The sequence below is a fragment of the Mesorhizobium sp. CNPSo 4661 genome, from assembly GCF_057784215.1.
In genome coordinates this window covers 188113-208692 of record NZ_JBWGIO010000006.1, presented here as the reverse complement: position 1 = coordinate 208692, position 20580 = coordinate 188113, and the positions used below count along the sequence as shown (strand labels likewise).

Genomic DNA, 20580 nt, shown 5'->3' with positions numbered 1-20580 from the left:
CAGGCTAGCGAATTCCTCCGGCATTTGGATTTTCGGTTTATGCGTGCGGCCCGTTTTTGTCCAGTCGGGTGAAGGCACAAGGGCAGATTGTCGCGGGGATGCGCGGCGGCCGCGGCCGACGCATCCCCGCTCGGCCGCCGGACAGGATGAAACAGCGGGAAATCCCGGGTGAAATCGAGCCAATGTTCGCCTCGACATCGGCTTCTGGCCCGGTCTATTGTCCAGCCATGGCGCATGTCATTGAACGCGACAGCTGGGCCGAGGCCCCCAACCGCTGGAAAGGCGAACTGCAAGGGGGCCAGTTCGGCGCCAATTCCTGCCTGATCTTCAACTATCAGCCGACGGTCGGCGGCGGCCCTCGCCTGCACAAGCATCCCTATGCAGAGATCTTCGTCATCCGCTCCGGCACCGGCCTGTTCACGATCGGCGACCAGCAAATCAGGGCCACGGCCGGCCAGATCCTGATCGTGCCCCCCGACACGCCGCACAAATTCACCAATCTCGGCCCCGGCCCGCTCGAAAGCACCGACATCCACGAGAACGGCCACTTCATCACCGAGTGGCTGGAGTAGCCTTGACGGTTCCTAGAGCAATTCCAGGAAAAGTGTGAGCGGTCAGGCTCGGCGCCTTCGCCGTAGCCCTCCGTCCGGAATTGCGTGAAAACAAAGAGATAGAGCGTTTCGTCGTTTCCCTGAAACGGTAAAACGCACTAGCTGGCGCCGAGCCTGACCAGCACCGCCCTTGGAATGTCGTACTCACGGATCACGGCGTCATGCTTGCGCAGGCCGCAAAGCTCGCGCTGGATGAAGTAGGCGTGAACGGCCGCGGCCGCTTCCTTGAGCAACCGGTTGCGATGCTCGCCCTCGCCGCCCTCGCGCAACTTGGCAAGGGTTTCCTCCACGCGCTGGCCGGCGCGGCCGAGCGCGGCGGCTTTTTCGGCGAGGATTTCGTGGCCGAGCAGGTCGAGCGCGCTTTCCTGCGCGCCTGACCGTCCGAAATTCGTGGGCATGCGTACCGACATGGCGCCGTTCTACTCCGCCGGTCGCGTCTCTTCCAGCACGCTTTCCTCGTTGAAAAGGAAGCCGCCGGACTGTCGTTTCCAGAGCCGCGCATAGAGCCCGTCGAGCGCCACCAGCTCGTCATGCGTGCCCTGTTCGACGATGCGGCCGCCGTCGAGCACCACCAGCCGGTCGAGCGCCGCGATCGTCGACAGCCGGTGCGCGATCGCGATCACGGTCTTGCTTTCCATCAGACGCGTCAGATTTTCCTGGATCGCCGCCTCGATGTCCGAATCGAGCGCCGAGGTCGCCTCGTCGAGGATCAAGATCGGCGCATCCTTGAGAAAGACGCGCGCGATCGCGACGCGCTGCCGCTGGCCGCCCGAGAGCTTCACGCCGCGCTCGCCGACATAGGCCTCGTAGCCGGCGCGATCGCGATTGTCGCGCAGTCCCAGGATGAACTCATGCGCCTCGGCCTTCTTCGCCGCGGCGATCACTTGCGCGTCGGTGGCGTCCGGCATGCCAAGCTTGATGTTGTCGCGCAGCGAGCGGTGGAAAAGCGCGGTGTCCTGGCTGACCACGCCGATATTGCCGCGCAGCGAATTCTGCGTCACCTGCGCGATGTCCTGACCGTCGATCAGGATCTGGCCACCTTCCAGATCGTAGAGGCGCAGGATCAGATTGGCCAAAGTCGTCTTGCCCGCTCCGGACGGCCCGACCAGCCCGACCTTCTCGCCCGGACGCACGACGAGATCGATGCCGTCGAGCACACCTCGCCCCTTGCCGTAATGGAAGGTGACGTTGCTGACCTCGATGCGGCCGCCTGTGACAACCAGTTCCTTGGCATCCGGCGCGTCGGTCAGACCCAGAGGCTGCGAGATCAGCGCCTTGGAATTCTCCAGCACGCCGAGATTCCTCAAAATGCCATTGAGTTGCATCATCAACCGTCCCAGCAGCATGTTCAACCTGAGCACCAGCGACAGCGTGAAGGCGACGGCGCCGACGGTGATCGAACCTTCGACCCACAGATAGATGGCGAAGGCGGCGATCGAAGTGATCATGACGCCGGAAAGCATGGTCAGTGCCATGCGCACGCCGGTCAGCCGGCGCGTGAACGGCCGCAGCGCGTCGAGATAGATGTCGAAGCCATTGCGGATATAGCGGTCGTCGCCGTCGGCCGAAAACAGCTTCAGCGTCTGGACGTTCGAATAGGAATCGACGATGCGGCCGGTGATCATCGAGCCCGCTTCGGCCGTCGCCTCGGCATGCTTGCGGATCGCCGGCAGATAGAGTTTGGCCAGCCAGCCGAACGCCGCGATCCACACCACGACCATCACTGCCAGCCGCAAATCCAGCCCCGCGACCAGCGCCAGCGTCGTCACCGTGTAGACGATCATGAACCAGACGACCTCGATGAAGCTCTCCATCAGGTCGCCCGTCGCCTGGCCGGCCTGCCAGACTTTTGTCGCGATGCGGCCGGCGAAATCGTTCTGGAAGAAGGCGTAGGACTGACGCGAGACATGCCGGTGTGCCTGCCAGCGCACCAGATTGTAGAATCCGGGCGTGATCGTCTGCTCGTCGACAAGCGCCGAAAGGCCGACGACGGCAGTGCGGATGACGAGCACCACCGCGCCCATGAACATGAGTTCCGGCCCGGCAGCGGCCCAGAGCGCGTGCCAGCTGCGTTCGCCGGGCAACTGGTCGAGGATATCGACCAGCCTTCCGACGAAATAGAACAGGCCGGCCTCGACCAGCGGCGCGATGCCGCCGATGATCAGCATGGCGAAGAAGGCGAGCTTCGCCTGCCCGACATAATGCCACAGGAAGCCGCCGACGCTGGCGGGCGGCCGCAGATTCGCCGGCTCGCGGAACGGATAGACCCAGCGCTCGAACCAGTGATAGACGGCTTGCATCATTCGGCGGCTTCGCCTTTCGTCGCCAAACTGTCGGCCGCCTGCTTTTCCTCCAGCAGGAACCCGCCCGACTGGCGCCGCCAGAGCTGAGCGTAGAGCCCGCCCTTGGCGATCAAGGTCTCATGCGAGCCTTCTTCGACGATGCGGCCCTTGTCCATGACGACGAGCCGGTCCATCGCCGCAATGGTCGACAGCCGGTGGGCGATGGCGATGACGGTCTTGCCCTGCATGAGCTTGTAGAGGTTCTCCTGGATGGCGGCCTCCACCTCCGAATCGAGCGCGGACGTGGCCTCGTCGAGGATGAGGATCGGCGCGTCCTTCAGCATGACGCGGGCAATCGCGATGCGCTGCCGCTGGCCGCCGGAGAGCTTCACGCCGCGCTCGCCGACAAGCGCCTCATAGCCGCTCTGCCCATGCGGATCGGTCAGTGCCGCGATCACATCGTCGATCTGAGCGGCCTTGGCGGCGCTGAACATGGCCTCGTCGCTGGCGGACTGGCGCCCATATTTGAGGTTTTCGCGAACGGATCGATGCAACAGCGAGGTGTCCTGGTTGACGAAGCCGATTGCCGCGCGGACGCTTTCCTGCGAGACGTTGCGGATGTCCTGCCCGTCGATCAGCACCTTGCCGTCCTGCACGTCGAACAGCCGCAGCACGAGATTGACCAGCGTCGACTTGCCGGCTCCCGAACGGCCGATCAGGCCGACCCGCTCGCCCGGCGCGATCGTCAGCGACAAATTGTCGATGACGCCGCCTTTGCCGTCCTTGCGCCAATAGTTGAAGTTCACCCTGTCGAACTCGATGCCGCCGGCGCTGACGACAAGGGCTGGCGCGCCTGGATCGTCCTGCATGCTGATGGGACGTGCGATCGTCGTCATCGAATTGCTGGCGACGCCGATCTGCCGGAAGACGTTGGCGCCGACATCGAGGATCCTGCCGGAGATGTTGGCGATCTGCAGCGCGAATGGTATCGCCGTCGCCACGGCTGCGGTGGTCATGGCGCCGGCGTTCCAGCCGCCCAGCGCCAGCCAGCTTATGGCGATGAGCAGCGTCGCGTTGAGGACGAACAGGGCCGACCACATCAACGTGAAAACACGCATCAGCCGGTAGAACGTGTCGGCATGCTCGACCACCGCTTGCGAGACATATTCGTCCTCGTGCTCGCCGGTCGAGAACGTCTTGAGCGTCAGGATGTTGGTGTAGCTGTCGACCATGCGGCCGCTCACCTGCGACCACCGCTCCGACAGTTGGGACGAGCGTTGCGTGATCCTCGGCATCGCCAGGCAGAAGATCAGGCAATAGAACACCAGCCACACCGCCACCACCGCCAGGAGAAGTGGGTCGAGCCGCGCCAGCACAACGATGGCGACCGCAACGAAGACCAGCGCGTACCAGACGGCATCCACGGTGAGGTTGACGCTCATCTCCACCGAATCGCCGCTTTGCATGACCTTGGTTCCAATGCGGCCGGCAAAGTCGTTCTGGAAGAACGACCAGTCCTGGCGCACGACATGCCAATGGCTTTGCCAGCGGATGAGGTCGATGAGGTTCGGCGCGATGGCGTGGTTGCGGATGAGCCCGTCGACGACCATCGACAGCGGACGCAGCAGCACGACAATCGCCATCATGACGAGCAGCGGCCCATGCGCCGCGAAGAAATCGCCTGGCTTGGTGCTGGAGAGCAGGCCGACGATCAGGCCGACGAAAATCGGCAGCATCGCGTCTACTATCGCCGCGACGGCAACGATGATCATGCGCAGCCAATAGGCGGCGCGAAACTGCCTTATGAAATACCAGTAGAACCGCCAAAGCCCCATCGGCGGCTGCCGGTCGTCGGCCAGCGCTACCGGCGAATAACGGCTTTCGAACCAGGTGAAGATGCGGTCGAGCATTTTTCTCTCATGGATGCCGAAAACCCGCCGGCACCCGATCGGGGCCGCCGGCAGGCCTCTGACCAGGTCGAGGCAAGCCCTCTGACCAGGTCGTGGTTACGCCCGGGATCGATTCCCGGCAATCGTCGCAACCTTGATCCCGGAGCGGCTCGACGGCTCACAGAACCGCCGGGCCGCTCCAAGTCTTTGTTTTGCGCAATTCCGAACGGACGGCTACGGCGAAGCCGCCGAGCCCAACCGCTACGCACTTTTCCTGGACTCTAATCGCGATCGCGTTACTCCGCTGCCATCTCCGATTCCGGCGCCTTGGCATCGACCTCGGCTGGCGCTTCATCGAGCAGGAAGCCGCCGGACTGACGCTGCCAGAGCTGCGCATAGAGGCCGCCCTTGGCGACGAGTTCCTCATGCGAGCCTTCCTCGATGATGCGGCCCTTGTCCATGACGACGAGCCGATCCATCGCCGCGATGGTCGATAGCCGATGGGCGATGGCAATGACGGTCTTGCCCTGCATGAGCCGGTAGAGGTTTTCCTGGATCGCCGCCTCGGCTTCCGAATCGAGCGCGGATGTCGCCTCGTCGAGGATGAGGATCGGCGCGTCCTTCAGCATCACACGCGCGATCGCGACGCGCTGCCGCTGACCACCGGACAGTTTGACACCGCGGTCACCGACATGAGCATCGAATCCCGTGCGGCCGTTGGCATCGATGAGCCCGCCGATAAAGTCCAGCGCCTCGGCCCGCCCCGTCGCCTCGATGAGCATCTCATCTGTCGCATCCGGGCGGCCATAGAGGATGTTTTCGCGCACGGAGCGGTGCAGCAGCGAGGTGTCCTGCGTCACCATGCCGATCTGCGCGCGCAGCGAATCCTGCTTCACCGAAGCGATCTCCTGGCCGTCGACCAAGATCCGGCCGGCCTCCAGATCGTAGAAGCGCAGCAGGAGGTTGACCAAAGTCGACTTGCCGGCGCCCGAGCGGCCGACAATGCCGACCTTTTCGCCAGGCTTCACCGTCAGCGACAGGTTCTCGATGACGCCCTTCTGTTTGCCATAGTGGAAGCGTATGTCCTCGAAGCGGATTTCACCCTGGCTGACGGCGATGTCCTTCGCACCCGGCCTATCCTCGACCAGGCGCGGCAGCGAAATCGACTGGATACCGTCCTGCACCGTGCCGATATTCTCGAACAGCCCGGACATCTCCCACATGATCCACTGCGACATGCCCCACATGCGCAACACCAGGCCGATGACCACGGCGACGGCGCCGATCGTGACAGCCTGGCCGAGCCACAGCCACAGCGACAGCGCGGTGACCGAGAACAGGAGCAGCGCGTTGAGGATGTAGAGCAGGCCGTAAAGCACCGTGACCAGCCGCATCGAGCGATAGACCGTCTCGAGGAAGCCGGCCATGCCTTCCCTGGCGAAAGTGGCTTCGCGGCGCGCATGGGAAAACAGCTTCACCGTCTGGATGTTGGTGTAACTGTCGACGACGCGGCCGGTCATGGTCGAGCGCGCATTGGCCTGCTCCTCGCCGACTTTGCCCAGCCGGGGAATGAAATAACGCAGCAACCCGATATAGCCGACCAGCCAGACGGCAAGTGGCGCCGCCAGCCGCAAATCCGCCGAGCCGACGATGAACAGCATGCCGAGGAAATAGACGATGACGTAGTTGAGGACGTCGATCAGCTTGATGACGCATTCGCGCACGGCGAGTGCCGTCTGCATCAGCTTGGTGGCGATGCGGCCGGCGAACTCGTCCTGATAAAAGGACATTGACTGCTTCAAGAGATAGCGATGCACCTGCCAGCGGATGCGCATGGGATAGTTGCCCATCAGCGTCTGCTGGTTGAGCAGCGAATGCAGCCATACCGTGCCCGGCAGCGCAAACAGCACGACGAAGGCCATGCCGGCGAGCTTCCAGCTCTCAGTCTGCAGGAAGGTTTCCCGGTTCTGCCCGGACAGCCAGTCGACGATATGGCCCATGAAGCCGAACATCCACACTTCGGCGACGGCGATCGCCGTCACCAGCGCTGCATCGATAAGGATATAAGGCCAGGCGCCACGCGTATAATGCACGCAGAAAGCGACCAGCGTCTTCGGCGGCTCGACCGGCTCCGCGGCGGGGAACGGATCGAGCCTGTTTTCAAACCAGCGGAACATCCCAGGCACTCGATTTATCTATGCGCTCACGCGGCGCGAGATTGATGGGCAAGGCTTTGCGGCCGCGCGGCATTGCTGCGGGCCGGCGATACGGAATCATCCGCGTCACCGGCCCTGCTTCGCGCAATATAGGGTTTCTCCGTCATTTCGCCGACAGGCTCGTTTGACGATCCTGACGGCCCCGAACTTCCGGACGAAAGGCCGGAATCTGCCCGCTTCCTGTCGCCTGGCCGGATCAAACGGATGATCCGGCGCACCAGCGTGGGCCGGCTGTGGTCGGGCACCGCGCGCGAGAAATCGACGTCCGGCAGCATGCCGCGATGCGGCCGGCGCCGTTCCTCGGCATGCACCGCCGACGAATAGGTCTCGCCGATCAGCAGCGCCCAGGTGGCCACCTTGCGCTCATGCAGGCTTCTTGACCCCGGTATCTTGTAGGGATCGAACATTGGTCCGTCCTCCATATGCAAATGCGTTAAAAAGGGCGATGCGGCCTCGACCACCGGCATTCGGCCGAAGGCGCGGGTCGACTCGGCCGGGACCAGACGACGAGCGTCAGCCTCGACACGACGGCAAGCATCGGTCTTGACACGTTCAGCGGGGGCGCGGCGCCCCTTTGGCAGTTTGAAAAACATCGCAAGATTCCTTCGAAGGCCGAAAACTGGGTTCGGCGGGAATCGGTGCGATGAGGACCTAAAGTGTCAGAAGAATCGTCGTACCGAAACCGCCGGTGGGCATACGTGAGCCCCGGATGGGAGCTGGATGTGCATGGTCATCATGTGTTCCCCTCCATTCGGTTCGGGTTGACGATGGTGGGCATATACTCGACTTCGCAGAAAATGGCCACCCGCCAGTCCAGAAATCGCCGAAAGCCGGAGGCGCCTGTGGCCGATCTGCCACTTATTAGCAGGATGCGGAAATGAACGATCGTCTCCGCATCGCGCTCTACCAGCCGGATATCGCCGGCAACACCGGGACAATCCTGCGCTTCGCCGCCTGCCTCGACATCGGTGTCGACATCATCGAGCCGGCCGGCTTCCCGCTCTCCGACCGGGCGCTGAAACGGGCCGGCATGGACTACCTCGAAATGGCGGCGCTTTCCCGCCATGCCGACTGGCACGCCTTCGAGGAATGGCGAAAGGCGCATGCGCGCCGCCTTGTGCTGCTCACCACCAAGGCCACCAGCGCCTATACGGACTTCGGCTTTGCCGCCGGAGACATTCTCCTGTTCGGCCGCGAATCCGCCGGCGTGACGGAAGAAGTCCACCAGGCGGCCGACGCGCGACTGACCATCCCGATGCGGCCGGGAGCGCGCAGCATCAATGTCGCGCTGTCGGTCGCCATGGTCGCCGGCGAAGCGCTTCGCCAGCTCGGCTAGGATCTGCCGCGCTTCCTCGCTGTCTCGGACGGGCTTCCCGTCCGCAATCATTCTTGCCCAGGCGCACATCGCCTTCTCCTCAATTGCCCTATCGACATTTCTTGGCTACAAGCTCAACTTAACTTTAGGTCAAGCGAGAATTTGAGAATGGCTCCGGTAAGGGAATTGACGGTCGGCCAGGTGGCCGTGCGCAGCGGCGTGGCGGTATCGGCGCTGCATTTTTACGAGGCGCGCGGCCTGATCCGCAGCCATCGCACTTCGGGCAACCAGCGGCGCTACGGCCGGGACGTGCTGCGGCGCGTGGCAATCATCCGCGTCGCCCAGGAAGTCGGCATCTCGCTCGCCGACATCGCCGCTGCGTTCCAATCCCTGCCCGAGGGCCGCACCCCGACACGCGAGGACTGGAACCTGCTTTCAACAGCCTGGCGCGACGGGCTCGATCATAAGATCAGCCAGCTCAAGAAATTGCGCGACGGCCTGACCGATTGCATCGGCTGCGGCTGCATGTCGATCGACAAGTGTCCGCTGAGGAATAAGGAAGACCGCTTGGCCCGGGAGGGTACAGGTGCGAGGCGGCTGGTGGTGAATTGATGCCTAGTCGGCCGCCGGCAGCCGCCGCATCGTGAACTCGATCACGTCGCCTGGACGTTCGAACCAGCTTTCGATCTCGGTCCAGTAGGCCTGCTTCGGAAAGCGCTCGAACCACTCCTTCGCCTTGAGGCGCGCATCCGGGCGCGGCAGCACGAAGGTCTCACGCAGGAATCCGTCTCGCGACTGGCCCGCGCGCTCCGCCCGCGAACGTTCCAGCCTCTTCTTCAAGCCATCCAGCGGCGGTCTTGCCGGGGTGCGCACGAAGGAACTCCTTTGCACCTGGATCAGACAGGACTTGACCCTTGCCCTCAAGAGATTAGGGATCGCGGGCGAAAAAAACGAGTCATTTGTCAGGCAATAAGCCTGTGACTGGAGACCGAATTGGAAAGACCTGACCTTCCGGTGGGCCTGCCGGCCGATATCGAGCAGAAGAAGATGAAGGCCCGCCTCTGGTTCGAGGCCTTGCGCGAGCGCATCTGCGCCACCTTCGAGCAGATCGAGCAGGAACTCACCGGTCCGCAAGCGTCATGGTCGCCCGGCCGTTTCGAGAAGACCCCCTGGGAGCGCGACGAAGGCCGCGGCGGCGGCGGCACGATGTCGATGATGCGCGGGCGCGTCTTCGAGAAGGTCGGCGTGCACACCTCGACCGTCTATGGCGAATTCTCGCCCGAGTTCAGGAGGCAGATTCCCGGGGCCGAGGAAGACCCGCGCTTCTGGGCGAGCGGCATTTCATTGATCGCCCACCCCTGGAACCCCAACGTGCCGGCCGTGCACATGAACACGCGCATGGTCGTCACCACGCGCCAGTGGTTCGGTGGCGGCGCCGATCTGACGCCGGTGCTCGACCGCCGCCGCACCCAGGACGATCCCGACACGATTGCCTTCCACCGCGCCATGCAGTTCGCCTGCGAGAAGAACGGCGCCGTCGCCGACTATCCCAAATTCAAGGCCTGGTGCGACGAGTATTTTTTCCTGCCGCACCGCAACGAGCCGCGCGGCATCGGCGGCATCTTCTTCGACTGGCTGCATTCGGACGAGGACAAGGGCGGCTGGAACGCCGATCTCAATTTCGTCCAGGATGTCGGACGCTCCTTCCTCGTCGTCTATGCCCATCTGGTGCGGGGCAACTTCGACCGGGACTGGACCGATGGCGAGCGCGACGAACAGCTGATCCGGCGCGGCCGCTACGTCGAATTCAACTTGCTTCACGATCGCGGCACCATCTTCGGCCTGAAGACCGGCGGCAATGTCGCCTCGATCCTGTCCAGCCTGCCGCCCGAGGTAAAATGGCCGTAACGATGCGGTGAACTCGGCCATGGCCGCATTGCTGTCCCATTCGCCGAATCTTGGCGGGCAATGTGGCAGGGACGATATCTTTTTCGTCTAATATCCATTTGAAAAAATTGAGCTATTTAAGATCGTCGGGTCGGGAAGCGCCGGCGGTCGAAGCGGAGATCACCTGTCTCCGCTGGCCGTGACCCGACGCGACTTGACGACCCTGACCAGAAGGGTGCCTCCCCAAACGGGCGCCCCTATTTCCAGGAGAGCATGCCATGCGCAAGCTTATCGTGACGGCGGCAGCCGCCGCCCTTCTCGCCTCCGGCGGCGCCGCATTCGCGGCGGTCAAGCACACCACCGGCACCGTCAAGAGCTTTGACGGAACGGCCATGAGCCTTGTTCTGGACGATGGGTCGACATTCACCCTGTCCAAGGCCTTCAAGGATCCAGGCGTTCAGGTCGGCGAGAAGGTCCGCGTATCCTGGGACACGAGCGGCAAGAACAAGATCGCCGAGGCCGTCAAGATCATGAAGTAAGACCTTGCTCTGAAGGTCCAGTTCTCAGGCAGCAGGGAAAGGCGGGGCATAGCGCTCCGCCTTTCCTTTCCATTCCGGGACTGGGGACTTTCGATGCAACCGAACCGTCCGACGCGTGTTATGGTAGTCCGGCAGAGCAACCGGAAGAGGCGCGCCGCCGTCTCCCTCCCGGACTGCCAAGACAAAAAATCAGGGGCGGCCGGCCAAGGTCGAACCACCTCGCTAGGAAAGGAAGAGTCATGAAGGAATTCCAATGCGGATCGCTGGTTCCCGGCTGTGACTGGCACACGCGCGCCGACGAGGAAGCCGAAGTCATGCGCCGCGCCGTCGAGCATATGCGCGAGACGCATGGCGAGACCGTCATTCGCGAGACCATGATCGAGGCGATCCGTTCGCGCATCCAGAAGGTTCGCGACGCCGCCTGACCGGGCCAGATCGCAGACTTCCAGACGTCACCGGCCGGCAAGGCCGGCGGGCCATTGTTTTCCGGCGCATCCCGCCTTCTTCGTCGGCGATCCTCCGATCGCTGGCCAAGGCACTGTTTATGCACAATTCCAGCGAATTCTTATATTCGTAACAGCTTAGATAACTTGGCGGTAACGGTCTGCGTGCGATTCTCCCGCGCATGATCCGGCCAGAGGCGGCTGCCCGAGGAGCCCTTCGCCATCAAGGCGCTGTCCGGAATGGTGGGGCGAGGTGCTTCGCGCATGCGCGAGCGGTCCAACATCCGAGGCGGTCTCTGCACGGCGGTGCTTCTGGCGTGCGTGTCCCTCTTTGCGTCCGCTGCAACCGCGCAGGAATGGACCACCTCGCTCGTCGATGTCCATCAGGGTTCTTCGCTCAGCGACAAGGCCAGGGGTCTCGGCAACGGCGGCTATGAGCTGCAGAGCGGAAGCTGGGTCTCCTTCAGCCGTTGGTATCACGCGAGCTGGGTCGACATGCATGTCGACTTCCTCACTCAGATCACGCCCGACACCGGCTTTCTCTGGGGGTTCGGCACCGGAGAGCAAGCCGAGAAATATCGTATCGAGCCGAGCCTCAAGCTCGGATTTCTCACCCAGATCCATCCGAATCCCAACAGCACCCTGTCCCTGTCGGTCACCACCACCATCGGCGGCAACCTGACTGAAAAGCCTTGCGAGGCCGACTACGGCGCGTTCGGAACCTACAGCGTCAACTGCCGGCTGGCGGCGGGCGAGACCGCGCCTGAGGAAACGCTGAAGTATCTGGTCAGCGCCAAGCCCGAGACCATGCATCTCTGGCTGAACTACCGTCTCACTTTCTGATCGGAGGGCTGCCAAATGAAATCATCTTGTCCCGAAACCCACGGTCGCCCGTCCTGCTTCTGTCTGACTGGAGAATGAACATGTCGGTTAAGTCCTTGAAGTTCGGCCTCGCCGCTGCCTTGGCCATCCTTTCGGCGCCGATGGCATTGGCGCAGGAAGCTCTCAGCCCAGACGAAATGGCTGCGCTCTGCCATGGCGGTGGGTCGATCTGCGTAAGCGCAACGATCCCGGTCGCGCGGACGACGCAAGCTGTACAGAGCTGGATGAGCCCCGATGTCGGCGCCGCGTGGGCAGCCGGCTACAAGGGCAAGGGCGTCACCATCACCATGGTCGACGACTTCAGCAGCTCGTCGCGCTTTTCCGGCAATTTCGGCCTCGGCGTGCAGACCCAGCGGCACGGTGAATGGACGCGCGAGGAGGCAAGCATGGTCGCTCCCGCGGCGACCATCCGCTCCAAGGATTTCTCGACGGGCACGGCCGTCCCGCTGGCCGCCGGCCGCAACGTTCTCAACCTCAGCTACGGCATGTACGCCACCGCGGGCTACGGCGTGAACCAGATCGGCTGGGCTCCGGAAGAGGCGTCGATCATCTATTATGCAACCAAAGGCTCGGCCATCGTCTCGAAGGCCGCCGGCAACGACGCGGTCGCCGTCGGTGGCGTCACGGGCGGGCAGCAGGACTACCTCGACCTTGCCCTGATCGGCAAATCGACGGCGATCTTCGTCGGCGCGCTGTCGACGAACGGGACGACGGCCAACAAGGCCCAGCTCGCCTGGTACTCCGACTATGCCGGCTCCAACCCGCTCGTGCAGAGCCACTTCCTGGTGGTCGGCGTCGAGGGCGACAAGACCGGTCTTTATGGAACGTCTTTCGCCGCGCCGATCATCTCAGGCTATGCCGCGATCATCGGCAGCAAGTTCACCAACGCAACGCCGGTCCAGATCACCAACGACCTGCTCAACACGGCCCGCACCGACACGCTGGTCAATTACAACCCGTCCGTCTACGGCAAGGGCGAGGCAAGTCTGTCGCGCGCCCTGGCTCCCGTCGCGATACGTTGACCGGCACCGGAGCTCTGGCCCGTCTAAGCCTCAAGGGCTTGCGCGGCGCGTTCCATCAACGCGCCGCGTTCCAGGGTGAAGCCTGACCCCACCCATTCCTTCTCGAGGTTCTTCAGCGTGGCGCCGAGTTTCGGCCCCGGCGACGCGCCAAGCTCGGTCAGGTCGGCGCCTTTGATCGGGAACACCGGCTTTTCCCACTTCAGCGTGAAATTGAGCAGGCGTGAAAAGCCGCCGGCTTCCATCATCGCCTGATTATCCTCGACGGCACGCGTCCGCGCGGCGGCAAGCGCCAGCCGAATGCGGTCGAGATAGCCGTCGCGATCGCCGTAATAGAGTTTCTTGGCGAGTTCCGTCTCGGTCGCCTTGGCATCTGGTACGGTGGTCAGCGCCCAATGCCGCAGGCGATCGGCCTCGTCGTTCGAAAGTCGCAGCCGCTGGCCAAGCGTCTTCATGCGCACGGCATCGGGCGGGACGATCGCCTCCAGCCTCAGCATCGGATCAGTGGTCCAGCCGAGATCCTTTCCGGCCTTGACCAGGCCATGGATGGCGTCGATGCCCCATTTCTCGCTTTCCGGCAGCACGGCGGTGAGCACGCCGGCCTGGCGCATCCACAACAGCGCGCGCGAGGGATCGGGAGCCGACAAGAGCTTCTTCAGTTCGGACCAGACGCGTTCGGCGGAAAGCCGCGCAAGCCCATCCTTCAGCCTGGCGCAGGCCTTCAGCCCTTCAGCGTCCGGCCGTCCGTCGCCATACCAGGCAAAGAAGCGGAAAAAGCGCAGGATGCGCAGATAGTCCTCGTGGATACGCGCCTCCGCGTCGCCGATGAAACGCAGCCGGCGCGCTTCGATGTCGGCGATGCCGCCAACGAGGTCGACGACCGTGCCGTCCGCTTCGGCATAGAGCGCATTGATGGTGAAGTCGCGCCGCTCGGCGTCGGCTTTCCAGTCGCGGCCAAAAATCACTTTCGCGCGCCGGCCGTCGGTTTCGATATCGGCTCGCAGCGTCGTCACCTCATAGGGCTTGCCGCCCGCGACCACGGTGACCGTGCCATGCTCGATACCTGTCGGCACCGTCTTGAAGCCAACCGCCTCGGCGCGCCGGATCGTTTCCTCCGGCACGGTGGTAGTGGCGATATCGATGTCGGCGACTGGCTGGCCGATCAGCGCGTTGCGCACCGCGCCGCCAGCGACACGCGCTTCCTCGCCGCCCTGCTTCAGGGCGACAAGCATCTTCTGCAGATGCTTGTCGCCCAGCCAATCGGCCCTGCCCGAGAGAGAAACCCCAGCACTCAACCATAGAGCCTTTCATAGAGCGTGCGGATGATGCCGGCGGTGACGCCCCAGATGCGCTGGCCGCCATAGGGCATATCGTAGAAGAACCATTCGAGGTCGTTCCAGAAACGGCTGTCGCGCGCGTGGTTGGCCGGGTCCATCAGGAAACTCAGGGGCACCTCGAAAGCCGCGTCGACCTCATCGGCATTGATCGTCAGCGAAAAACCCGGCCGCACGATGGCAAGCACCGGCACGATCCGGTAGCCGCTGCCGGAGACGTAGTCGGGCATGCGGCCGATGATCTCGATGAAATCCCGCTCCAGGCCGATCTCCTCGAAGGTCTCGCGCAGCGCCGTGGCCTCGGGGCCGGGATCGGTCGGATCGATCGTGCCGCCTGGAAAGGCCACCTGGCCGGAATGGCTGCGCAGCTTCTCGGCGCGCTTGGTGAAGAGCACCATGGCGCCCTCGGCACGGTCGATCACCGGGATCAGCACCGCCGCGTCGCGCAGCGGCTTGACGTGGTTGAGCCTGGGATGGCCGGGATTGAAGCGATGGTCGCCGAAATCGTCGCCCAAGACGATCGCCGCCTGCGCCGCGACGCGGGCACGAAAGTCAGCGATCGAAAACGGCGCCGGCGTCACCTGGTCCATCACGCGCTCAGCCGCCGCAGTTTCTCGGCCGGCATGATCGGATAGACCTCGCCGCCCGAGCGTACCGCGAACATCGTCTTGCCGTCGATGTCGATCTCCTCGCCATGCTCGACCAGTTCATACATCACCGGTCGCGCCACCAGCGCCTCCAGCCGTCCGCGCACCAGCACATAAGGTTTCAGTCCGCCGGTTTCGTCCTCGTCGACGAAGCGCAGCGGACGGCCGGGGCCGGCGGCGACGACATCGCCGACATTGGTGCGGAAGGTGATGACCTGGTCGTCGCCCGTCCCCGACACGTTCATTTCGACGGCGATGAAGGGCGCATCGGCGACACGGATGCCGACCCGCTCGACCGGCGTCACCAGATAGGTCTTTCCGTCCGCATCCTTGCGCAGCACGCTGGAAAAGAGCTGCACCAGCGGCATGCGGCCGATCGGCGTGCCGAGGTAGAACCAGGTCCCGTCGGCCTTGATCTCCATGTCGAGGTCGCCGCAGAAATCCGGATTCCAGCGCTCGACCGGCGCCGGCCCCTTGCCTGCCCGGGCCGCGCGCGAGATCAACGCCTCCAGCCCGCGAGCCTCGGTGGCGCCGGTCAGGCTCTGCTTGCCAGGGCTCTGTTCGCCCAGGCTTTGTTCACGATGCTCGCTGCGTTCGGCCATGGTCACGAAATAGTCACTGTTGTCCCGATTGTCAGCCTTGTCCGTCCAAGTCTGTGATTTAAGTTCGAATGCAGGCGCCAGGCAGGGCCGAATCGCGGCATTCTGCCCAATTGAGAATGCAGGCCGGTATTTCCAACCACAAGGATCGAAACGGCATGAGCGTGATGATCAAGGAAAGCCCGATCAGCGAAAAAGCGATGATCGAGGAGGCCGAAAAGGCGCTGGCCGACATATCCAGGGTCCGTGACGCGGTCGGCCGGGTGATCTTCGGCCAGGAAGCGGTGGTCGAGCGGACGCTGGTGGCGCTGCTGGCGGGCGGGCATGCGCTGCTGGTCGGCGTGCCGGGCCTGGCCAAGACCAAGCTGGTCGAGACGCTGGGCATTGTGCTCGGCCTCGATTCACGCCGCGTCCAGTTCACGCCGGACCTGATGCCGTCGGACATCCTCGGCTCGGAGGTGATGGAGCAGGACGAGTTCGGCAAGCGCTCCTTCCGCTTCATTTCCGGGCCGATCTTCACGCAATTGCTGATGGCGGACGAGATCAACCGCGCCTCGCCGCGCACGCAATCGGCGCTGCTGCAGGCGATGCAGGAATATCACGTCACCATCGCCGGCGCCCGCCACGACCTGCCCTCGCCGTTCCATGTGCTGGCGACGCAAAACCCGCTGGAACAGGAAGGCACCTACCCGCTCCCCGAGGCCCAGCTCGACCGCTTCCTGATGCAGGTCGACATCCTCTACCCGGAGATCGAGGCGGAGCGCCGCATCCTGCTCGAAACCACCGGCGTCGACGAGGCCAAGGCCGAGAATGTGCTGCAGCCGGAGAGACTGAGGGAAATCCAGACGCTGATCCGCCGCATGCCGGTGCCGGAAAGCGTCGTCGAGGCGATCCTCAAGCTGGTGCGCTCGGCCCGGCCAGGCCAGGGCAACGCCGAAACCGATAAGCACGTCGCCTGGGGGCCGGGCCCTCGTGCCAGCCAGGCGCTGACCCTATGCGCCCGGGCGCGCGCCCTATATGATGGCAGGTTGGCGCCTTCGGTCGACGACGTTCGCGCCTTGGCCGAGCCGGTGCTGCAGCATCGCATGGCGCTGACTTTCGCCGCCCGCGCCGAAGGCACTTCGGTGCGCGACGTGGTGGCGAAGCTGGCAAAAGGCATCTGATGGGTCGAATAGGCGAGGTCCAGGCACCGGTTGCGACGCGCGATGCTCTCGCCCGTGGCCGGTTGCGGGCTTCATTGGTGCCGGACCTGCTGGTCGAGGCGCGCCGCATCGTCAACACGGTGATCGCCGGCTGGCACGGCCGCCGCAAGCGCGGCATCGGCGAGAATTTCTGGCAGTTCCGACCCTATGTCGAAGGCGATTCCTCGCGCATCGACTGGCGCCGTTCCGCCAGGGACGACCACACCTATGTGCGCGACCGCGAATGGGAAGCCGCGCACACCGTCTGGCTCTGGGCCGACCCCTCGCCTTCGATGCTCTATAAATCGGCCGGGGCCGGCGTTTCCAAGGAATCGCGCGCGCTGGTGCTGGCGCTCGCCTTGGCCGAGCTTCTGTCGCGCAGCGGCGAGCGCATCGCCTGGCCGGGCCTGACCGACCCGTTCACCGCCCGCAACGGCGCCGAGCGCATCGCCGCCCAGCTGAGCCACGCCACCGCGCTTCCCGCCAAGCCCGATCTGTCGGCCATCCGCCGTTTCTGCGACATCGTGCTGGTCAGCGATTTCCTCGATCCGGTCGAGGAAACCATGGCCTGGCTCGACGTGCTCGCTCGCCACGGCGTGCGCGCGCATCTGATCGAGGTCGCCGACCCGGCCGAGGAAACCTTCCCCTATGCCGGCCGCACCGAGTTCACTGATCCCGAGACCGGCGACAAGCTGACCGCCGGCCGCGCCGAGATGCTGGCCGAGGAATACCGCCTGCTTTACCGGGCCCGCCGCGAGGAACTGGCTGCCTGGTGCAAGCGTCTCGGCTGGAGCTACACCGTCAACCACACCGACCGCCTCGCCTCCGAGGCGCTGGTGCGCATCCACATGGCGCTGACCGTGGAAGGCGGTCATGCAGCGTCAATTGCCAATCGAGCCGGAAAGGCGGTCGCATGAGCTGGCTGCCGCTTTCCTTCGGGGCGCCCTTGGTGCTGTGGGGCCTATTGGCGCTGCCGGTGATCTGGTGGCTGCTGCGGCTCACCCCACCCAAGCCGCAAACGGAAGTTTTCCCGCCGTTGAAGATCCTCGCCAGGGTGCTGAGGCGAGAAGAAACCCCGCAGCAAAGCCCGTGGTGGTTGACGCTGCTTCGGCTGCTGATGGCGGCGCTCGTCGTGATGGCGCTGGCCGAGCCGGTCTTCAATCCGCGTGAGAAACTGCCGGCGGAAGGCTCGGCTCTCGCGCTTGTCGTCGACAATGGCTGGGCGAGCGCCGCCGACTGGAGCAAGCGCGTGGCCACCGCCGAACGGCTGATCGCCGATGCCGGCTCGAACGGCGTGCCGGTCGTCATCGCCTTCACCGCCGAGAAGCCTAATGCCGAGATCGGCCCCTTCGACGCCTCGGCCGCGCTCGATCACCTGCGCGCCGCCAAGCCGCGGCCGGTCCCCACCGACAGGCCCGCCGTCTACGCCCGCGTCGCCGCCGCGTTGGAGCGCCTGCCCGGCGCCAGCGTTGCCGTGCTCGCCGATGGACTTGCCGCCAAGGGCGACGAGGCCGCGTTCAAGACGCTGCTCGAAAAGAACGCGACACGGCTGGTCTGGGCCGCGTCCGACCGGTCTTCCCTGACCGGCCTGATTGGCGCCGACAACCAGGTCGACGGCTTCGCGCTGACCGCCATCCGCGCGCCGGGCGATCCGGCGCCGGCGCAGGTCACCGCTGGCGCCTTCGACGACAAGGGTCGCCGCATCGCCGATGCGACGCTGACCTTCGCGCCGGGCGAAGCCGCCGCCACGGCGACGATGACGGTCCCGTTCGAGCTGCGCAACGATTTCGCTTCGATCGCGCTCGACGGCGAGCACCAGGCCGGCGCCGTGCGCGTGCTCGACGAGAGTTCCAAGCGCCGCCGCGTCGGCCTTCTGTCGCAGGCCGAGGCCGACCAGGCGCAGCCGCTTCTATCGCCGCTCTACTATATCCGCCGCGCCCTGCAGCCCTTTGCCGATCTGGTCGAGCCGTCGAGCGCCGACCTTGCCGACGCCATTCCGCAGCTTCTCGACCAGAAGCCGGCGATGATCATCATGGCCGATGTCGGCACCATCCCGGAGCAGGTCAAGCAGCGGCTGGTCGACTGGGTCGACAAGGGCGGCACGCTGGTGCGCTTCGCCGGCCCGCGCCTTGCCGCGGCCGGCAACGACGACGACCTTTTGCCGGTCAGGCTGCGCAGCGGCGAGCGCGCTCTGGGCGGCGCGCTGTCGTGGACGACGCCGCAGGCCGTCACCGAATTCCCGAAGAACGGCCCCTTTGCCGATCTTTCCCCGCCCTCCGAGGTGACGGTGAGCCGGCAGGTTCTGGCCGAGCCGACGCCCGACATCGTCGAGCGCACCTGGGCCACGCTAGCCGATGGCACGCCGCTGGTGACTGGCATGAAGAAGGACAAGGGCACGCTGGTGCTCTTCCATGTCACGCCCGAGGCGACCTGGTCGAACCTGCCGATCTCCGGCAGCTTCGTCGAAATGCTGCGGCGCGTCGTGCAATTGTCTCGCAACCAGGGCGCCGCGATCGCCAATGCCGAAGCCACCGCCGCGTCGCTCGCGCCCTACCGCATGATCGGCGCCGACGGCATGCTGACGCCACCATCGCCCGATGCGCGGCCGCTGGTGCCCGGCGCCGGTCCGCTGCCGGTGACGCTGGAAAACCCGCCCGGCCTTTACGGCTCGGAGACGGGTGTGTTCGCGCATAATCTTCTCAACGCTTCGAGCACCTTCGCGCCGCTGGCCCGCCCGCAGGTGTCGCTGCCGGTGACAACCGTCCCCTATGCCTTCGACGAATCGGAGAACCTCAAAGGGCCGCTCGTCGCCATCGCCCTTCTGTTGATGGTGCTCGACACCCTGGCCGTATTCTGGATGGGCGGCCTGCTGGCGCGACGGCCGCGCCGCGCAGGAGCGGTGGCAACCACCGCGGCCGTTCTCATCGTGCTGGGCGGCCTCTTCGGTCACGCCGACCTTGCCCGCGCCGACGATTCGAAGCCGGGCGACGCTCAGGCGATCGACGACATTTCGAAAACCCGCATCGCCTATGTGATCACCGGCGAGCCTGGCGTCGATGCGATCAGCCGCGCCGGCCTTGAAGGCCTCACGCGTTTCCTGATCGAGAAGACCGCGCTCGAGCCCGGCCCGCCGGCCGGCGTCGACATCGCCAAGGACGAGTTGTCCTTCTTCCCGCTGATCTATTGGCCGATCGACGCATCGGCGCCCATGCCCAGCCAGGCGGCGATCGCCCGCATTGACGCCTATATGCAACAGGGCGGCACGGTTCTGTTCGACACGCGCGACCAGTTCTCGAACGGCATCGGCGCCGGCTCGGCAAGTCCGGCGACCGAACGGCTGCGCGACATCCTCGGCAATCTCAACGTGCCGCCGCTGGAGCCAGTGCCGTCGGATCACGTGCTGACCAAATCCTTCTTCATCCTTCCGGAGTTCCCCGGCCGCTTCAACGGCAGCCCGCTCTGGGTCGAGGCCTCGCTGGAGGCCAGCAACACCGAGAACCGCCCGGTGCGCACCGGCGACGGCGTCTCGCCGATCATGATCACCGCCAATGATTTCGCCGGCGCCTGGGCCATCGACGAGAACGGCGATCCCATGCTGCCGACCGTGCCGCCGGATCCGATGCAGCGCGTCTACGCGCTGCGCGCCGGCGTCAACATCATGATGTACATGCTGACCGGCAACTACAAATCCGATCAGGTGCATGTGCCCGTGCTGCTCGAACGGCTGGGGCAATAG

20 protein-coding genes are annotated in these 20580 nt (G+C 64.7%); 11 read left to right on the top strand and 9 right to left on the bottom strand.

The window, feature by feature from the left end; translation table 11 throughout:
• Nucleotides 1-227: 227 nt before the first annotated feature.
• Nucleotides 228-572 carry a cupin domain-containing protein gene (locus AC0YKC_RS11115; RefSeq protein WP_488511142.1) on the top strand — a complete coding sequence of 115 codons (345 nt, stop codon included), beginning with the start codon at nucleotides 228-230 and terminating at the stop codon, nucleotides 570-572.
• A 137-nt stretch (nucleotides 573-709) separates the two neighbouring features.
• On the opposite strand, the gene AC0YKC_RS11110 is transcribed toward AC0YKC_RS11115, so the two are convergent.
• The 5 genes from AC0YKC_RS11110 to AC0YKC_RS11090 form a co-directional block, all read right to left on the bottom strand.
• Nucleotides 710-1021, bottom strand: a complete 312-nt coding sequence (locus tag AC0YKC_RS11110) for a DUF6665 family protein (protein WP_320293370.1) — start codon at nucleotides 1019-1021, stop codon at nucleotides 710-712.
• Between the two features lie 9 nt (nucleotides 1022-1030).
• Complete coding sequence (locus tag AC0YKC_RS11105; protein ID WP_488511078.1) at nucleotides 1031-2914, bottom strand: ABC transporter ATP-binding protein; 1884 nt, start codon at nucleotides 2912-2914, stop codon at nucleotides 1031-1033.
• Entirely contained in the window at nucleotides 2911-4803 is a 1893-nt protein-coding gene (locus AC0YKC_RS11100) for an ABC transporter ATP-binding protein (RefSeq protein ID WP_488511077.1), read from the bottom strand. The genes AC0YKC_RS11105 and AC0YKC_RS11100 overlap by 4 nt, the downstream gene beginning before the upstream one ends.
• A 275-nt stretch (nucleotides 4804-5078) precedes the next feature.
• Nucleotides 5079-6959, bottom strand: coding sequence for an ABC transporter ATP-binding protein (locus AC0YKC_RS11095; RefSeq protein WP_488511076.1), 1881 nt, complete (start codon nucleotides 6957-6959; stop codon nucleotides 5079-5081).
• Between the two features lie 26 nt (nucleotides 6960-6985).
• Nucleotides 6986-7405 carry a hypothetical protein gene (locus AC0YKC_RS11090; protein ID WP_488511075.1) on the bottom strand — a complete coding sequence of 140 codons (420 nt, stop codon included), beginning with the start codon at nucleotides 7403-7405 and terminating at the stop codon, nucleotides 6986-6988.
• A gap of 470 nt (nucleotides 7406-7875) precedes the next feature.
• Between AC0YKC_RS11090 and AC0YKC_RS11085 the strand changes: the two genes are divergently transcribed.
• Nucleotides 7876-8334 (top strand): tRNA (cytidine(34)-2'-O)-methyltransferase, encoded by a 459-nt coding sequence (locus AC0YKC_RS11085; protein WP_488511074.1) that lies wholly within the window; start codon nucleotides 7876-7878, stop codon nucleotides 8332-8334.
• Between the two features lie 147 nt (nucleotides 8335-8481).
• The gene (gene soxR, locus AC0YKC_RS11080) at nucleotides 8482-8925 is read left to right on the top strand and encodes a redox-sensitive transcriptional activator SoxR (protein ID WP_488511073.1); all 444 of its coding nucleotides are present in this window, start codon (nucleotides 8482-8484) and stop codon (nucleotides 8923-8925) included.
• A 3-nt stretch (nucleotides 8926-8928) separates the two neighbouring features.
• Here soxR and AC0YKC_RS11075 read toward each other — a convergent pair whose 3' ends face one another.
• Nucleotides 8929-9186 carry a hypothetical protein gene (locus AC0YKC_RS11075; protein ID WP_320293363.1) on the bottom strand — a complete coding sequence of 86 codons (258 nt, stop codon included), beginning with the start codon at nucleotides 9184-9186 and terminating at the stop codon, nucleotides 8929-8931.
• A gap of 120 nt (nucleotides 9187-9306) precedes the next feature.
• On the opposite strand from AC0YKC_RS11075, the gene hemF reads away from it, so the two are divergent.
• The 5 genes from hemF (at nucleotide 9307) to AC0YKC_RS11050 (ending at nucleotide 13086) form a co-directional block, all read left to right on the top strand.
• Nucleotides 9307-10221, top strand: a complete 915-nt coding sequence (hemF, locus tag AC0YKC_RS11070) for an oxygen-dependent coproporphyrinogen oxidase (protein ID WP_320293362.1) — start codon at nucleotides 9307-9309, stop codon at nucleotides 10219-10221.
• 257 nt (nucleotides 10222-10478) lie between these two features.
• The gene (locus AC0YKC_RS11065) at nucleotides 10479-10739 is read left to right on the top strand and encodes a DUF1344 domain-containing protein (protein ID WP_320293361.1); all 261 of its coding nucleotides are present in this window, start codon (nucleotides 10479-10481) and stop codon (nucleotides 10737-10739) included.
• A 239-nt stretch (nucleotides 10740-10978) separates the two neighbouring features.
• Nucleotides 10979-11164 carry a DUF1059 domain-containing protein gene (locus tag AC0YKC_RS11060; RefSeq protein WP_008877709.1) on the top strand — a complete coding sequence of 62 codons (186 nt, stop codon included), beginning with the start codon at nucleotides 10979-10981 and terminating at the stop codon, nucleotides 11162-11164.
• Between the two features lie 282 nt (nucleotides 11165-11446).
• Complete coding sequence (locus AC0YKC_RS11055) at nucleotides 11447-12025, top strand: hypothetical protein (RefSeq protein ID WP_488511072.1); 579 nt, start codon at nucleotides 11447-11449, stop codon at nucleotides 12023-12025.
• 80 nt (nucleotides 12026-12105) lie between these two features.
• The gene (locus AC0YKC_RS11050; protein WP_488511071.1) at nucleotides 12106-13086 is read left to right on the top strand and encodes a S8 family serine peptidase; all 981 of its coding nucleotides are present in this window, start codon (nucleotides 12106-12108) and stop codon (nucleotides 13084-13086) included.
• Nucleotides 13087-13109: 23 nt separating this feature from the next.
• Here the strand turns inward: AC0YKC_RS11050 and AC0YKC_RS11045 are convergent, their stop codons facing one another.
• Genes AC0YKC_RS11045 through AC0YKC_RS11035 form a run of 3 tightly spaced genes read right to left on the bottom strand, consistent with a single transcriptional unit; the run spans nucleotide 13110 to nucleotide 15666 of the window.
• Nucleotides 13110-14378, bottom strand: coding sequence for a CCA tRNA nucleotidyltransferase (locus AC0YKC_RS11045; RefSeq protein ID WP_488511070.1), 1269 nt, complete (start codon nucleotides 14376-14378; stop codon nucleotides 13110-13112).
• The gene (locus tag AC0YKC_RS11040) at nucleotides 14375-15007 is read right to left on the bottom strand and encodes a CoA pyrophosphatase (protein WP_488511069.1); all 633 of its coding nucleotides are present in this window, start codon (nucleotides 15005-15007) and stop codon (nucleotides 14375-14377) included. Before AC0YKC_RS11040 ends, AC0YKC_RS11045 begins: the two co-directional genes overlap by 4 nt.
• Nucleotides 15007-15666, bottom strand: a complete 660-nt coding sequence (locus tag AC0YKC_RS11035; RefSeq protein ID WP_488511141.1) for a DUF1285 domain-containing protein — start codon at nucleotides 15664-15666, stop codon at nucleotides 15007-15009. The genes AC0YKC_RS11040 and AC0YKC_RS11035 overlap by 1 nt, the downstream gene beginning before the upstream one ends.
• Before the next feature lie 155 nt (nucleotides 15667-15821).
• On the opposite strand from AC0YKC_RS11035, the gene AC0YKC_RS11030 reads away from it, so the two are divergent.
• The 3 genes from AC0YKC_RS11030 to AC0YKC_RS11020 are packed head-to-tail and all read left to right on the top strand — an operon-like array spanning nucleotide 15822 to nucleotide 20580.
• Complete coding sequence (locus AC0YKC_RS11030; RefSeq protein WP_488511068.1) at nucleotides 15822-16826, top strand: AAA family ATPase; 1005 nt, start codon at nucleotides 15822-15824, stop codon at nucleotides 16824-16826.
• Nucleotides 16826-17761 (top strand): DUF58 domain-containing protein, encoded by a 936-nt coding sequence (locus AC0YKC_RS11025; protein WP_488511067.1) that lies wholly within the window; start codon nucleotides 16826-16828, stop codon nucleotides 17759-17761. Before AC0YKC_RS11030 ends, AC0YKC_RS11025 begins: the two co-directional genes overlap by 1 nt.
• Nucleotides 17758-20580: a DUF4159 domain-containing protein gene (locus tag AC0YKC_RS11020; protein ID WP_488511066.1), complete on the top strand. Its 2823-nt coding sequence runs from the start codon at nucleotides 17758-17760 to the stop codon at nucleotides 20578-20580. The genes AC0YKC_RS11025 and AC0YKC_RS11020 overlap by 4 nt, the downstream gene beginning before the upstream one ends.